12 protein-coding genes are annotated in these 13,815 nt (G+C 62.7%); 7 read left to right on the top strand and 5 right to left on the bottom strand.

Annotated features, from left to right (window positions below):
- Nucleotides 1–32: 32 nt before the first annotated feature.
- The 5 genes from ACM1PE_RS31625 to ACM1PE_RS31605 form a co-directional block, all read right to left on the bottom strand.
- Nucleotides 33–818: an EAL domain-containing protein gene (locus ACM1PE_RS31625; RefSeq protein WP_059378119.1), complete on the bottom strand. Its 786-nt coding sequence runs from the start codon at nucleotides 816–818 to the stop codon at nucleotides 33–35.
- An 80-nt stretch (nucleotides 819–898) separates the two neighbouring features.
- Nucleotides 899–1,273, bottom strand: coding sequence for an Hpt domain-containing protein (locus ACM1PE_RS31620; protein ID WP_419342108.1), 375 nt, complete (start codon nucleotides 1,271–1,273; stop codon nucleotides 899–901).
- Between the two features lie 48 nt (nucleotides 1,274–1,321).
- The gene (locus ACM1PE_RS31615) at nucleotides 1,322–1,951 is read right to left on the bottom strand and encodes a response regulator transcription factor (RefSeq protein WP_118931636.1); all 630 of its coding nucleotides are present in this window, start codon (nucleotides 1,949–1,951) and stop codon (nucleotides 1,322–1,324) included.
- Between the two features lie 13 nt (nucleotides 1,952–1,964).
- Nucleotides 1,965–3,644 (bottom strand): ATP-binding protein, encoded by a 1,680-nt coding sequence (locus ACM1PE_RS31610; RefSeq protein ID WP_419342107.1) that lies wholly within the window; start codon nucleotides 3,642–3,644, stop codon nucleotides 1,965–1,967.
- A 23-nt stretch (nucleotides 3,645–3,667) separates the two neighbouring features.
- On the bottom strand, nucleotides 3,668–5,521 hold the full coding sequence (locus ACM1PE_RS31605) for an ATP-binding protein (protein WP_059378126.1): 1,854 nt from the start codon (nucleotides 5,519–5,521) through the stop codon (nucleotides 3,668–3,670).
- 522 nt (nucleotides 5,522–6,043) lie between these two features.
- Between ACM1PE_RS31605 and ACM1PE_RS31600 the strand changes: the two genes are divergently transcribed.
- From ACM1PE_RS31600 to ACM1PE_RS31570, 7 genes are all read left to right on the top strand, one after another.
- On the top strand, nucleotides 6,044–6,580 hold the full coding sequence (locus ACM1PE_RS31600) for a fimbrial protein (protein WP_118931633.1): 537 nt from the start codon (nucleotides 6,044–6,046) through the stop codon (nucleotides 6,578–6,580).
- 135 nt (nucleotides 6,581–6,715) lie between these two features.
- Nucleotides 6,716–7,498 (top strand): molecular chaperone, encoded by a 783-nt coding sequence (locus ACM1PE_RS31595; protein WP_419342106.1) that lies wholly within the window; start codon nucleotides 6,716–6,718, stop codon nucleotides 7,496–7,498.
- A 41-nt stretch (nucleotides 7,499–7,539) separates the two neighbouring features.
- The gene (locus tag ACM1PE_RS31590) at nucleotides 7,540–10,038 is read left to right on the top strand and encodes a fimbria/pilus outer membrane usher protein (RefSeq protein WP_419342105.1); all 2,499 of its coding nucleotides are present in this window, start codon (nucleotides 7,540–7,542) and stop codon (nucleotides 10,036–10,038) included.
- Between the two features lie 41 nt (nucleotides 10,039–10,079).
- Complete coding sequence (locus ACM1PE_RS31585; RefSeq protein ID WP_419342104.1) at nucleotides 10,080–11,102, top strand: fimbrial protein; 1,023 nt, start codon at nucleotides 10,080–10,082, stop codon at nucleotides 11,100–11,102.
- 35 nt (nucleotides 11,103–11,137) lie between these two features.
- Nucleotides 11,138–11,953 carry a winged helix-turn-helix domain-containing protein gene (locus ACM1PE_RS31580; RefSeq protein WP_419342103.1) on the top strand — a complete coding sequence of 272 codons (816 nt, stop codon included), beginning with the start codon at nucleotides 11,138–11,140 and terminating at the stop codon, nucleotides 11,951–11,953.
- Between the two features lie 527 nt (nucleotides 11,954–12,480).
- Nucleotides 12,481–13,041 carry a fimbrial protein gene (locus ACM1PE_RS31575; protein ID WP_059378141.1) on the top strand — a complete coding sequence of 187 codons (561 nt, stop codon included), beginning with the start codon at nucleotides 12,481–12,483 and terminating at the stop codon, nucleotides 13,039–13,041.
- Nucleotides 13,042–13,054: 13 nt separating this feature from the next.
- Nucleotides 13,055–13,786 (top strand): molecular chaperone, encoded by a 732-nt coding sequence (locus tag ACM1PE_RS31570; RefSeq protein WP_223283296.1) that lies wholly within the window; start codon nucleotides 13,055–13,057, stop codon nucleotides 13,784–13,786.
- Nucleotides 13,787–13,815 lie beyond the last annotated feature (29 nt).

The raw sequence follows: 13,815 nt of genomic DNA, 5'->3' as shown, positions 1-13,815 counted from the left end.
GTATTTTCACAGGAATTTCGCGCCAGGCGTGGCTACCGCTTCCGGCTTTCGATGAACTCGGACAATACGACGGGCGGCGACAGCACATAGCCCTGCCCGTGGCTGCACCCCATGGACTGGAGCAGAGCGATGTCCGGCGCGCTTTCGATGCCTTCGGCGATTACGCGCAGGCCTAGCCGTTCCCCCAGCAACACCGACAGACGCGTGATTTCCCGCGCTTTCCGGTCGCGGCGGATGCGGCGCACGAAGCGTCCGTCGATCTTCAGCTCGGCGATGGGCAGGGCGTTCAATAGCTGCAAGGAAGCATAGCCGGTTCCGAAATCGTCCATGCTGACCTGGCAGCCGGCTTTCGCGAATTTCTTCAAGGACTTGCGCAGCAGTTCGAGGCGGGTGATGGGCTGGTCTTCGGTCAGCTCGATCCGGAAGCGCGTCATTGGGATGTTTGCCGCGGCGGCATAGCCCGTCAGGACGTCGACCGCATCATGGCTGACCAAGGTTGAGGCCGACGCGTTGATCGCCAGCGGCACGTCGATTCCCTGCTCCTGCAGCGCCTGCGCCGCGTCAACCGCCAGCCGGCAGATCTGCTCGAAGAAAAACAGATCCAGGCCCAGTCGATGGACGGCGGGCACGAAATCAGCCGGGCTGATATCGCCCATGGTCGGGTGTTTCCAACGAGCCAGACATTCCGCGGCGACCATTTCGCCATTCAGCAGGTTGAATTGCGGCTGTAGGGCGACGCTCAAGCCGTTGCCTCGCCATGCCATCAACATGACTTCGTGGTCGCCAAGTTGCTGGCATTGCGCTGCAGCGCGTTTCATACATCATTCCTGGTGGACAGGGGAGGACATTCACATACAGCCACTCTAAGGCGCTTCGGGAACGAAAAATGTAGGAGGATTCAGAATGTGCGGCTCACGCGCTCCAGAACCGCGCTCAGGTTCTTGACGACCGGGACGTAGTCCGCCAAAAGCTCCTCACGCGCCTGCCCAGGCTCCCTGACTAGCGTGGTCTCAACGCGCAGACAAAGTTCAACCAGGGCGCTGCAGCCCAGCAATTGCGCGGTATTCAGAATCCGATGCGCATATCGTTTGACGTCTAACCACTGCTCCTGTCCGATCGCCAGCTGCAAGGCATCGACGTCCTTCCTGTGGTTGACGTGCAGGCTATGCGCCAGCTCCGCCGCGATGCTCCGGTCGTTACCGACCTTGGAAAGCAGTTCATCGCGCAGCGCAGCCACCGCCTGGTCCTGTGAGCTTTCCTGGTCGGGATGCATGGCCGAAGCCGCTGGGTTGTTCACTCGGGAATAAGTCCTATAAGGTTTTCACATCGATATTTTCGATTTTCTGGCGAAATCGACCAATTCAACCAAGGAACCGATCTGCAATTTGGTCATTATCCTGGTCTTGTGCGTGCTGACCGTCTTATTGCTGATGAATAGCGCGTCACCGATTTCCTTGTTGCTCAATCCTTGGGCCAGCATCTGCGTGACGACCATTTCCTTGTTGGAAAGCAGCTCGAGTTTCTTCTGATACGCGTCTGCCACATCCGCCTGGTTGGCCGTCTTGGCCGCGTTCGGAAACACGCGGTAGCCCGCCAGCACGGACTCGATGCAGCGGACCAGTTCCTTGATCTCCAGGCGCTTGCTGGCGTAACCACAGGCGCCGAGCTCGGCCACGCGCAAGGCGAAGACCGAAGGATCATGCGCCGACACCACCAGTATCCGCAAGTCCGGATTGACGGCGAGGATTCTGGAAATGGCTTCCAGGCCGCCCATTTTGGGCATATCCAGATCAAGCACGATCAGATCCGGGCGTTCGCTGCGGGCCAGCGCCAGCGTATCGACCCCGTTGTCCGCTTCCAGTATCCGGCTGGCGCTGGGCAATAGGGCGATTTGCGTCCTGAGCACCAGACGAAACGCTGGATGATCATCCACAATCAAGACTGTCGACATGCTGCCCCTCCCTTCAATGTATCTTAGGTGTGCCGCCCGGCGGCCGCTTGGCATGCGCGAGGATGAAGGACTGCAGCGTCTGCAGATCCACCGGCTTGATCAGCACGGCGTTCATGCTGGCACGCGCGCCCGAAGCCAGATCGAGCTCAAGTTCGCTGGCGGTATAGCCCAGCACCGGCGTGGCCGCATTCATGCCGCCGCCGGCTCTCAAGGCGGCAGTGAAAGCGGTGCCGTCCATGACGGGCATGACGCAGTCGCAGATGATCAGATCAAACTCCAGCCGTTCCGCCAATGCCAGACCGGCCGCGCCATTCTGCGCGAATTGCGCGGAATGCTTCAACATCCGCAATTGATGCTTGAGCAGCAGCCGGTTGGCTTCATGGTCGTCGATGACGAGCAAGCGCAAGCCGCCGGCATCGGCCGCAGTTGGCGCAGTAGCCGCCGCCACAGTGGCGCTTTCCGAAGGCGGCAGCGCCAAGGGCAAGCGCACCGTTACCCTGGCGCCCTGCCCGGCCGTGCTGGATATTTCCATGGAACCGCCCATCAGACGCGTCAGTTCGCTGCATATGGACAGTCCCAGTCCGATGCCTGCGCCTTGTTCCCGAACCATGGGTTCAAAGTGCGGCACTGCCAGTCTGGCCTGCACCTCCTCGGCAATCCCGGGGCCGGTGTCCGCGACGCACAGCGTAATCCACTGCACCTCCTCCGTCGCGCGCGTGGCGCTCAGCGAGACATCGATGCGGCCATGATCCGTAAAGCGGACCGAATTGGATAACAAGTTATCCAGCAATTGCTTCAAGCGGATCGGATCCGAAAAATGACGCTCGGCAAGGTCGCCGCCGATGTCCAGTGTTAGCTGCAGGCCCTTTGCCTGCGCTGCGGCCCGAAACGGAGCCAGCGTGTCCGCCGCCAGCGCGCGCAGGTCGACATTCTGCCGCCGCAGCTGCAAGTGACCGGTTTCCAGCTTGGATATGTCGATCAGGCCACCGATCAGCGACAGCAGCGATTGCGCCGACTGGCGCGACATGGCAAGCCGCTCGCGCACCGCGCCAGAAAGTCCATCACGCGACAGGATCAGTTCAAGCATGCCGATGATCGCGTTCAGAGGGGTACGGAGCTCATGGCTGATGAACGCCAGATACGTCGACTTCATCAAATTGGCCCTTTCCATGTTCAGCCGGGTTTCGGACACTTCACGCAACATGTCGGGAAAACCGCGAAAACGCGCGCTACCCCCAATCAAGCCGATGAGGGTGCCGTCCTCCCCTCGCAACGGCGCGGCCCACGCGGCCACCCCGCAAGTGGAATCATGCTGGAACGGATGTTCGCGGACCAAGGTTTCGCCGCTCGCCAGCACTTGGCGATAGTCGCGGATTATTTCGTTCAGATTGGCCGGCAGGTCGCTGCCGGAGGCCGGCGCGGACAAGGAGTCCTGCGGAACATGCAGAGGGCGGTTCCAACCCTCGCGGCGACAGATAGCTGCGTACTCCTTGAGCGCGTCGTTGCGCGTCACCAGATTCAGGTCGAGATCCCGGATGAATATCCCGGCGGGCAGCGTATCCGCCAAGCTCGCAAGCTCGGCCAGCTCGCGGCGCGGCGACCTGGCGCCGAGAATGCGCAGCGCGATCCAGACCAGCATGACCACCAGCGCCGCGACCAACGCCATGTTCAGGAACACGGAAAGCGTGAGCATGGCGCCAGGCTCGCGATGAACCACTATGCCGCTCCGTCCCGCGCCAGTGCGCTTGCGCCGCGCGCCGCCGGCAGACAGGAATCAATGGCGTCCGCCAACGCCCGCAGACCGGCGGGCTTGACCAACACCTCGTTCATGCCGGCCCGCAGGCCCGTCTCGCGATCCTCTGGACGCGCACCGGCCGTGTATCCCAGTACGGGAATGGCCGCGTTTTCGCCCGCGCCTGCGCGCAACGTCCGCGTGAACTCGGCTCCGTCCATGTCCGGCATCTCACCAGCGCAGACGACCAGATCGAACCCGCTTCCCCTGATCAACGCCAAGCCCTGCGCGCCATCAATCGCCATCTGCACGGCATGGCCGAGGAGTTCCAACTGGCTTTTCAACAGCAGGCGGTTGCCGGCCTCGCTTTCAACCACAAGCATCCGCAGCCCGGTGGCGGGCCGCTGCGTCATTCCGAGCATGATCTCTTGCGGCGGGTCGGGCTGCTCGCCGGATCCAAGCATCAGCGGCACGCGGACATAGACGTGCGTACCCTCGCCCACGACGCTGGAGATGCGGATGGTTCCTCCAACACGATCCACTATCTGCCGGCAATAGTGCAAGCCCAGTCCGGCGCCATCGGGCGAGGCGCTCAACCCCGCTTCGTAGCGGGACGCCGACAGCTTCTGCTGTATGTAAGGGTCTATGCCGCTGCCGGTATCGATCACCGACAGCGTGAGCCATTGCCGGCCATCCTCCACCGGAGCGCCGTCCAGATGTATCCGGACGCCACCCCGTTCCGTGTACCGGATGGCGTTGGAAAGAAAGTTGTTGAGCAACTGATTCAGCCCCTGAACGTCCATCATGTGGCTGGCGGCAACCCCGGGAGCCACTTCAACCGTCAGGCTTATGCCCTTCTCGTAGGCGCTAGGCGCGAACAACGAAGCCACGTCGGCCAAGACCCTGGGCACCGAATTGGATACGCGCGCGCTCGCCAGATCGCCAGTCTCCATCCTGCGCGTATCGACGATGGACGGAATCAACTGGAGCAGAGACTGGGTGGACAAACGCACGGTCGCCAACATTTCTTTCGACTGCCGCGGCATCGCGGCGTCAAAGGACGCCATTTCCAACAGGCCCGCCATGGCGTTCAAGGGATTGCGCACACCTCGGCTGACCGCAGCCAGGAATCGGGTCTTCATGCTGTTGATGCGCTCCGCCCTGCGGTGTGCGCCTGCCGAGTCGTCCAGCGACTGGCTATGACCCAGGAGGTAGCTGCCCACGCATAGCACGCCGATGACGTGGCCATCCAACCCGCGTATAGGCGCGGCCAGCCCTTGATATGGCACCCTGATGCCGACAGCTTCCAGCTCATTGTAAAAATCAAACGCGCAAGTTTCTCCCGCAGCCACTGCGGCGCGATACACCTGCACGAGCTCGGCCGTGTTGCGAGACAACGGAATCTGGTCTTTCTCCTCGCCGGACAAGAACCCCAGATCGATGTACTCGGGCCTCGCCCACCCATTCCTTATGACAATGTCCGCATAGCGCTGCATACCCGCGCTGGATCCGACCAGGCGCAGCGACTTTTCGCGGACGGACATATCCACGGGTGCCGCAGCGATCAGATGCACGGCTTGCTGCAAGCGCCGCTGCGGATCGCGGTCTTGTGCCGTGGTGCGCCTCAGTCTCAGCCCGCCCCACAGAAGGGCAAGAAGCAATACGCCGTTTAGCGCCCAGGACAGGGGCTCGGCCAATGCGAACCGCTGCCAGAACGCGGCAGCAGTCGGCGCGCCCAGTGCGCATAGGGAGACAAGAATGGCGGCCGCCCCAACCGCCGACCGGGCGCGGACGACGCCGCCGCGCTGCATGGCGCTCGCAAGAACTTCCGGCTTCATCTGGAGAGTGTCGGTGGTCGTGCCTGTGGCTGGATTTGGTATGCGCTGCGCAGCGGCGATTTTATCGCAGAAGGCCTGCCGTCATCCTATTGCACACGTCCGCGCGTCAGTAAAACCGTTGGAACGTTGCTTTCAAATCACGATCCAGAAGAGCCCAAAAAATACCAATCAAGACGCCTTATTCGGACAATATTGGCAATTATTGGCAAGAATCGCCAATCATCTTTTTCATATGAAATTTCATACAACAAGAAGGGAGGATTCCTACACTATCAGAATCCTGATTCCATTAATTTTCAGTCACCGACGAAATGCAGGCAGCGGGATTCGGAGGAGCAGAAAAATGGATTATTTGACTGCGCCCTTTCATCGATATTCGAATTGAATTTCGATAATAGCCGGATCGCACGGAAGTTAATTCCTGAAAACCGAAAGACAGCATTTCGAAAGTCGGTCGCCCCCTGTTTTCAATAACCCCAGGCGGCGCTTTTGATTATTAATCGACTCAGGATATTTACTTCCATGAACAAGAATACGATTGCCAAGTTTGCCCTGCTCGCCACGGCGGCAGCGGTTTCCCAAGCCGCCCTGGCCGAAGACGGGCGTGTCCAATTCAACGGCGAAATCGTCGATGCGCCTTGCTCGGTCTCCCCTGGCGCGACCAATCTGGTCGTCCCCCTGGGCAAGGTTTCGCGCGCCAGCATGGACGGCGCCGCGGGCAAGCATTCGACTCCCGCCCAATTCGAGATCCAGCTGACCGATTGCAGCGCATCGGCCAAGGGCGCGAGCATCACGTTCAGCGGCACGCCGGACAGCATCAGCACCGATGTGCTCGCCATCTCGAACTCGGGCGGCCTGACCGCCAGCGCCTCCGGCGTCGCCGTCGAACTGCGTGACGCTTCACGCGCCAAGATCGCGTTGGGTTCGCCCTCCCCGAAGTATGTACTCGGCGTTGGCACCAACAACCTGAAGTTCGAGGCCGCCTACGTTTCGACCGCCGCCACCGTCACCCCCGGCCCGGCCAACGCCACCGCGCAGTTCACGGTGAACTACAACTGACGCCGTTTTGCCCGACCGCCGGCCCCGCGCGGGGCCGGCGCCAAGCCTCCACAGCGCAGACGGTTCCAACGAAACCGCGACCTGAATCGCCGCCAAAGCCCATGGAAGGCTTGCGAGCAAGACATCGAGATCCTCATGCTGAAAGACATCGCGCAACAGTTCGTGCTCAAGGCGCGACCCTTCATGATTTTCGCCCTGGCGGCCACGCTGGCCCACGCCAATGCAATGGCTGGCGTACTGGTCGGCGGCACCCGCGTCATTTTCAATGAGAAGGACCGCGAGTCCTCCATTCCCGTCAAGAACACCGGCACTTCCCCTTACGTCGTGCAGGCCTGGATCGATAGCGGCGAAGGCAATACCAAGACGCCGTTCGTGGCCAGCCCGCCGCTGTCGCGGCTGGACCCCGGCCAGGAAAACGTGCTGCGCATCCTGCGCTTGGCCGGCAATCTGCCTCTCGACCGCGAATCGGTGTTCTGGTTGAACGTCAAGGAAATCCCGGAAAAGAGCCCGGACGAGAACGTGCTGCAGATCGCAGTGCGCACCCGCATCAAACTGTTCTACCGGCCTGCGGGCCTGTCGGGAAAACCTGGCGAACAGCGTCAGCAGCTGCAATGGGCTGTCGCCTCCGGCGGCAACGGCACGGTGCTGAAGATCGCCAATCCGTCCGCCTATCACGTCACCTTCGCCACGCTGAACATCAACAACGGCCAACAGCAGATCAACGGCGGAATGGTGTCGCCCGGCGCCGTGCTGGAGTACCCCTTGTCCGGACTGTCCGCGCCTAGAGACCTGGACGTCGTGTTCACGACCATCAACGACTACGGCGCCGAGACTCCCGAGGAAAAAGTGCGCGTGCCCAGCGCGCAGGTCCCGGTTCACGTCAAGGCCGAACCCGTCGCGCCTGCCGCAAGCCGCTAACGCCCGGAGCTCAAGCAATGAAAGGCGTATCGCAGGGTCGCATGCCCCCTTCCGCGGCATTGGCATCGCTGTTGCTGGGCCTGGCCTCCTTTTCAGGCCAGGCCGCCGAGCCGGCGGGCGCTGTCTTCAATCAGGAATTCCTCGGCACGGGTGGCGACCAGCCGCAGGCAGACCTGTCCATCTTCAGTTTCGGCAATAGCGTGCTGCCGGGCGAGTACCTGGCCGACGTAATCGTCAACGACCAGTCGCTGGGCAAGAGCAGAATCATCATCCAAGCCCAGGAAGGCCAGCAGCAGCCCTCGGTCTGTCTGACCCGAAACCAGCTGGAAACCTGGGGCGTCAATATGGCCGCGCTGCCCGAATCGGCAGGCGCGGACGGCTCCTGCGTAGACCTGGCCGCGCTGATACAGGATGCGACGGTGAGCTTCGACGGAGGAAAACAGCGGCTGCTCCTGAGCATTCCGCAGGCCGCAGTCAAACGCACGGCCCGCGATTCTGTCGATCCGGCCCGCTGGGATAGAGGCATCACAGCGGCCTTGCTGGACTATCAGCTCAACATGTCCCGCCAAGGCGGCGGTTCATCCCGCAGCGACGACGGCTCATCCAAGAACGGCGCCGAATCGCCCTATATGGGCTTCGCCGGCCTGCGCGGCGGCTTCAACTTCGGCGACTGGCGCCTGCGCCATAGCTCCAACTACAACCGCGGCTCCGACGGCCGCGGTAAATGGCAGACGGTGGAAACCAATCTGCAGCGCGACTTGCGCTCGATCAATGGCCATCTGTTGATCGGCGACGGCAACACGCCCGGCAACTTCTTCGACAGCGTGCCGTTCCGCGGCGTGCAGGTCTCTTCGGACGAATCCATGCTGCCGGACAGCATGCAAGGCTACGCGCCCACCATACGTGGCATCGCGCGGACCAATGCGCTGGTCACCGTCAGACAGAACGGCTACATCGTGTACAGCACCTATGTCGCGCCCGGCGCCTTCGTGCTGGACGATCTGTACCCCTCCTCCTCCGGCGGGGACCTGGAAGTCACCATTACGGAATCGGACGGCCGCCAGAACCGCTACGTGCAAGCCTATGCCTCGGTGCCCACGCTGTTGCGCGAAGGCACCTGGCGCTACAGCGCCACCGCCGGGCGCTACCGCAACGCCTACGGTTCCAGCGAACGCGAGCCTACCTTTGTGCAAGGCACCGTCGCGCGCGGCCTGGGCCAGGAATTCTCGCTGTATGGTGGCGTCACCGCAGCCAGCATCTATCAATCCGGACTGGTGGGTGTGGGCAAGAACCTGCGCAGTTTCGGCGCGGTTTCCCTGGATCTGTCACATGCCCGCACCTCCACCGAGCGCTTGAAGACTCAGGGGCAATCGGTGCGCTTCCTGTATGCCAAGTCATTCGACGAAGCTGGCACGAATTTCCGCATCGCCGGCTATCGCTATTCGACCAGCGGCTACAGGACTTTCCAGGAGGCGACCGGCGCCGACGAATTCGAACTGGGCGGCAGAATGCCCAACCGCCGCAATGAACTGCGGTTGGACGTGGCCCAGTCGCTCGGTTCCTGGGGGTCGGTCTACGCGTCGGCGCGCCAGCAGTCGTACTGGCAGACGAATCAGAAGGAACGGCTGATCCAAGTCGGATACTCCGGCTTCTACAGGCAGGTCAGCTACAACGTCTTCGTCAACATGAACACTGGCCGCGATGGTTCGAACGACCGTCAAGTCATGTTGTCCGTGTCGATTCCGCTGGGTACCTCGCGCAGCAGCGCGCAGTATTCCGTGGTCACGGGCAACAACGGCCAGACCAGCCATCAGGCCAGCGTTTTCGGCTCCGCGCTCGAAGACGACCAGCTTACCTACAACCTGACGGCCGCCACGTCCAATCAGAACGGCGTCAGCAGCACCGGCAACGCCAGCTATCTGTCCAAGATTGGCCGCTTCGACCTGGGTGCGTCGCAGGGACGCGGCTACAACCAGATCAACCTGGGCCTGTCGGGCGGGATCGTGGCGCATGCCGACGGCGTGACGCTGGGCCAACCCCTGGGTGAAACCGTTGCCCTGGTGCGCGCGCCGTCAGCCGAGGATGTGCGCTTCGAATCGCATCCAGGCGTGAGCACCAACGCCAGCGGCTACGCCATCGTCCCGAGCCTGAGTCCCTACCGTTCCAATCGCCTGGCCATGCGCACCGCTGATCTGGGCGACACCGTTGAAGTCAGGAACGCGGCGGTGAACTTGGTTCCCACCCGCGGCGCAGTGATACAGGCGGGATTCGATACGGTCGTGGGCTATCGCCTGATGATGACGCTGACCCGCAAGGACAACAGCGTGGTGCCGTTCGGGGCGCGCATCGACGACGAAGCGGGCCAGGAAATCGGCATCGTGGGGCCGGACGGCCAAGCCTTCGTGACGGGTGCTCAACAGTCCGGAAAGATGCGCATCGTGTGGGGCCGTGGCGCCAGCGACAGCTGTGGCGTGTCCTACAGCCTGCCGCAAGAGGAGCGTCCCGCCCCCATACGGGAAGTCAGCTACGTGTGCCAATGATGCGCGCATTGAAAATCGCAAGACACAAGAACGGATATGAGATGAAAGCACCTCACGCGGTCAAGGGAAAACACATAAGCGGCATGTTGGCGGCGGCATGCCTGGCGCTGACGTTGTTCGGGTATGCGCCGCAAACTCTCGCGCAATGCGTACTGGGAGAAGGGATAGACAAGAATGTGATCACTCTGGACTTTGGTCCCGTTGTCGTACCGCCGAACACGCCGGTGAGCCTGACCAGCCCGATAGCTGACAAGAGATTTCGGATCAGCCACAAGAGCATAGTCCTGATCGATTGCAGGAAAAGCAAAATCGACGGCGCCAGGATGGGCTCCATCCTGAAAGGAGCGCCGGTAAGCGGCTCCACCTCCGTGTTTCGGACGAACATTCCCGGCATCGGCATTCGAATCGGATTTCGGATGTGGGAGCAGGACGGAACCCAGTATTTCCCCATTACGGTGCCTATGGGCAAGGGCAGCTACGGAACAAGCACCAGCCCCAACTGGGTAATACATGCCCAGCTCTTCAAGATTGGCCAAACCACCGGGAACGGAGCTCTCGAACCAGGACAGTACGCAGCCATGTACTCGTCCCACGAGCCACTGAAGGCTCTGCAAGTGACCGTCAGCGGGCGCTCCACGTCCATCGTCACCCCGTCATGCACCGCCGTCCCTACCGTGCCCGTCCAGTTAGGCAAGGTCTGGAAGAACCTGTTCAGCTCGGTCGGCAGCACCGCCGCCGAACAACGCTTCAACATCCAGCTGAACTGCCGCGAAGCCAAACCCGAACTGAATGCCGTGTACCTGCGCATGGACGCCAAACCCGACGCCTCGGGGATACCCGGCGTGATCGCCTTGAGCCCCGACGCCAATGCGGCGACCGGCGTGGGCATCCAGATCCTGGACAAGGACCGCCAGCCGGTCACCTACGGCCAAAGCAACTTGGTCGGCATGTCCAAGGACGGTGTCTACGACGTGCCATTCCACGCTCGCTACTACCAGACTGCAAACCAGGTTACCGCCGGCGTGGCGAACGGCACGGCCACGTTCACGCTTGAATACAAATGAGCCCCATCGAACCCACGAACCACAGGCCACTGATCATGAAAAAACCCGCTTTCAACCACACCGTCCATGTTTGCGTCGAAGCCATAGAGCCGGCCGCGACGCTGGTGCAGGGACTGGGCGACCGCGTCCAGATGGTATGCCTGACCCAATCCGTCCTTCGATTGCAGGAGCAGCTGGCCGAGCCAGGATTGCACTATGTCGTCATGCACGGCAGCGTGGAGTGGCTGGCCGCCATGCTGGGCGCGCGACGCGGCCCCTACGTCGCCGGACTGGTGGTCATGATCACCGCCAATGACTCCTCCAATGCGCGGGCCGAACTGATATGCGCCGGCGCCGACGCCTGCCTGGCCTCGAACGCGGGCATCGATGAACTGCTGGCGGCGCTGAGCAGCCTGGAACGCCTGTCCTCGACATTGCGTACGCGCCTGCAGCGTGAAGCCGCCACTGCCCCCGAAGCCCTGGCGCGGCAGCGCCGCGCCCTGGCGGGGACCATCGCGACGGTCCGCGTGACGCCGGTCCGCGAATGGGCGCTGGTCGAAACGGAGAAAGCGCTGCACGCGCCTGACAGCGCGGGCAAGATCGCGTTGAGCAACAAGGAATTTGCGCTGCTGTCGTGCCTGCGCGGGCATGACTTCCAATACTGCAGCATTGCGGACCTGCACCGCGAGGTCTGGCCGGATGCCGCAGGCCGCCCCGTGCATCTGCAACGCGCCATCGTTTCCAGCGTGGTCGGCCGCCTGCGCCGGAGGGCGCGCATGGCGGGAATCGAACTGCCGCTGCGCACGAGCTATGGGCAGGGCTACACCTTCGTCCATCCGCTCAACAGCGCCAGCCAATGCGTCACCGGTTGAACAGACGCAAGATGATCAGGTGACGACCGGGGTGGCGAATGGCACCGCCACGTTCACGCTTGAGTACAAGTGAGCCGATTCCAACCCTCGGACCGCTGGCCCCCGATCACAAAAAGCCCGCATTCGGCCATGCGCCCGACAGCGCGGACATGATCTCCAATACTGCAGTATTGCGGATCCGCAACGCGAGGTCTGGCCGGATGCCTCTGACCACCCGGCGCATCCGCAACGTCCCCGACCAACGCAACCCTACGCAAATTCGTAATCCTCAGACGCGGAAATCGATGTCTTCCGACTAAATTTCCCGGCCCTGCCCCATAAAGTGTTCGTACTCGCCGGCTCGCACAGATTCGAGCATGCGGCCGACGGGTACGAACCGCCTGGATATCACCGCATTCGCGGCGTCCGGCCTTACATGAATCCCCAGAAAGATCACTGCTTTCCGAACGCGCAAGGACCCCGGTCCGTCCCGCGCCCGGGGCAGTTTCGATCGCCGCGGGCAAGCCTAGCTTCAAAGGAAACACAACATGAAACGCAGTCTCGTCGCCTCTCTCCTGGCCTCCGGAGCCCTGATCTCCGTGCTCGCGCCGGTACCTGCCCATGCGGTCGACGGCGTCATCAACTTCATGGGCGTCATCCGCGCGCCCGGTTGCGACATCAACGGCAACACCCCGGGCCTGGGCAACACGCAGACAGTGCAGCTGGGCACGCCCACGCCGGAAGAGGTCGGTCTGGGCAATGCCGTCGAAGCCGAATTCCAGCTGAATCTCGCAGGCGGGGCAGGCTGTACCGACGGCAGGAAGGTCCGCATCATGTTCGACCCGACCAACGGCACCTCAGCGGGCAACCTGGCGCTGCTGGACGCCGACCGCGCGCCCAACGTGGAGATCCAGATTCGCAACAACGCGGCTGGCAACACCGGCATCATTCCCATTGGCGGTTCGGAAATCACGCCGCAGGTCGCCACGATCACGGGCAATCCGGGCACGGCGGAACTCAAGTACGCCGCCAAGTATGTCGAGGTCGGCGGCGCGGCGGGCGCTGGCTCCGGCGCGTCGAGCATCAAGTATCTGCTGTCCTACAACTAAGCGCCGGCCAGTCATGGCGTCGATAGCGCGCATCGTTTCATCCCTGACGGCCGTCTGCGCCATGACCCTGTGCGCCTGGGCTACACCGGTCCGGGCCGGACTGGTGCTGCAAAGCACGCGCCTGGTCATCTCACCGGATTCCCGCGACACGACGCTGGCCATCCGCAACGCGGGCGCCGGCCCCGTGCTGGCGCAGAGCTGGCTGGACGATGGCAATGCGGACAGGTCACCGGCGGACATGCGCGTGCCTTTCGTCCTGGCGCCCGCGGTCGTGCGCGTGGACCCGGACAGCGGCGCCGTGCTGCGGATCTCATACACCCGCGAGCCGCTGCCCGCAGATCGCGAGAGCCTGTTCTATCTCAACGTGCTGGAGACGCCGCCGCGCGATCCGAACGACTCCAATGTGTTGATCTTCCAGTTCCGCTCGCGCATCAAGGTGTTCTTCAGGCCCGCCTCGCTGCGCCCCCACGTCCAGGCCGCGCCGGCCCTGTTGAGCTGGAAGTTGCGCGGACGGGCGCTGGAAGTCACGAACCCGACGCCTTACCACGTCTCCTTCGCCAGCGTCGATCTGGTCGCGGGCGACAAGCGCAGCGCGCTCGAGGGCGGCATGGTCGCCCCATTCGACACCGCGCGCTTCGCGTTGCCGCCCCGCGCGGCCAAACCCGCGGGCCCGGTCTCGGTCCGGTACGAGGTCATCACCGACTACGGCGGAACCACCAAGGCAGAGCAGGCCGTTACCGAGTAAAGGCGCGGCGCGGCTTGCGCCCGCGAACC

Source organism: Achromobacter sp. PD1, from assembly GCF_048541815.1.
GTDB lineage: Bacteria > Pseudomonadota > Gammaproteobacteria > Burkholderiales > Burkholderiaceae_B > Achromobacter > Achromobacter bronchisepticus_A.
Note: the sequence above shows the minus strand (reverse complement) of the source record. Positions and strands in the feature narration are given on the sequence as shown.

Coding starts and splice junctions, on each gene's coding strand:
- ACM1PE_RS31625 (WP_059378119.1), bottom strand. CDS start 818: ATGAAACGCGCTGCAGCGCAATGCCAGCAACTTGGCGACCACGAAGTC.
- ACM1PE_RS31620 (WP_419342108.1), bottom strand. CDS start 1,273: ATGCATCCCGACCAGGAAAGCTCACAGGACCAGGCGGTGGCTGCGCTG.
- ACM1PE_RS31615 (WP_118931636.1), bottom strand. CDS start 1,951: ATGTCGACAGTCTTGATTGTGGATGATCATCCAGCGTTTCGTCTGGTG.
- ACM1PE_RS31610 (WP_419342107.1), bottom strand. CDS start 3,644: ATGCTCACGCTTTCCGTGTTCCTGAACATGGCGTTGGTCGCGGCGCTG.
- ACM1PE_RS31605 (WP_059378126.1), bottom strand. CDS start 5,521: ATGAAGCCGGAAGTTCTTGCGAGCGCCATGCAGCGCGGCGGCGTCGTC.
- ACM1PE_RS31600 (WP_118931633.1), top strand. CDS start 6,044: ATGAACAAGAATACGATTGCCAAGTTTGCCCTGCTCGCCACGGCGGCA.
- ACM1PE_RS31595 (WP_419342106.1), top strand. CDS start 6,716: ATGCTGAAAGACATCGCGCAACAGTTCGTGCTCAAGGCGCGACCCTTC.
- ACM1PE_RS31590 (WP_419342105.1), top strand. CDS start 7,540: ATGCCCCCTTCCGCGGCATTGGCATCGCTGTTGCTGGGCCTGGCCTCC.
- ACM1PE_RS31585 (WP_419342104.1), top strand. CDS start 10,080: ATGAAAGCACCTCACGCGGTCAAGGGAAAACACATAAGCGGCATGTTG.
- ACM1PE_RS31580 (WP_419342103.1), top strand. CDS start 11,138: ATGAAAAAACCCGCTTTCAACCACACCGTCCATGTTTGCGTCGAAGCC.
- ACM1PE_RS31575 (WP_059378141.1), top strand. CDS start 12,481: ATGAAACGCAGTCTCGTCGCCTCTCTCCTGGCCTCCGGAGCCCTGATC.
- ACM1PE_RS31570 (WP_223283296.1), top strand. CDS start 13,055: ATGGCGTCGATAGCGCGCATCGTTTCATCCCTGACGGCCGTCTGCGCC.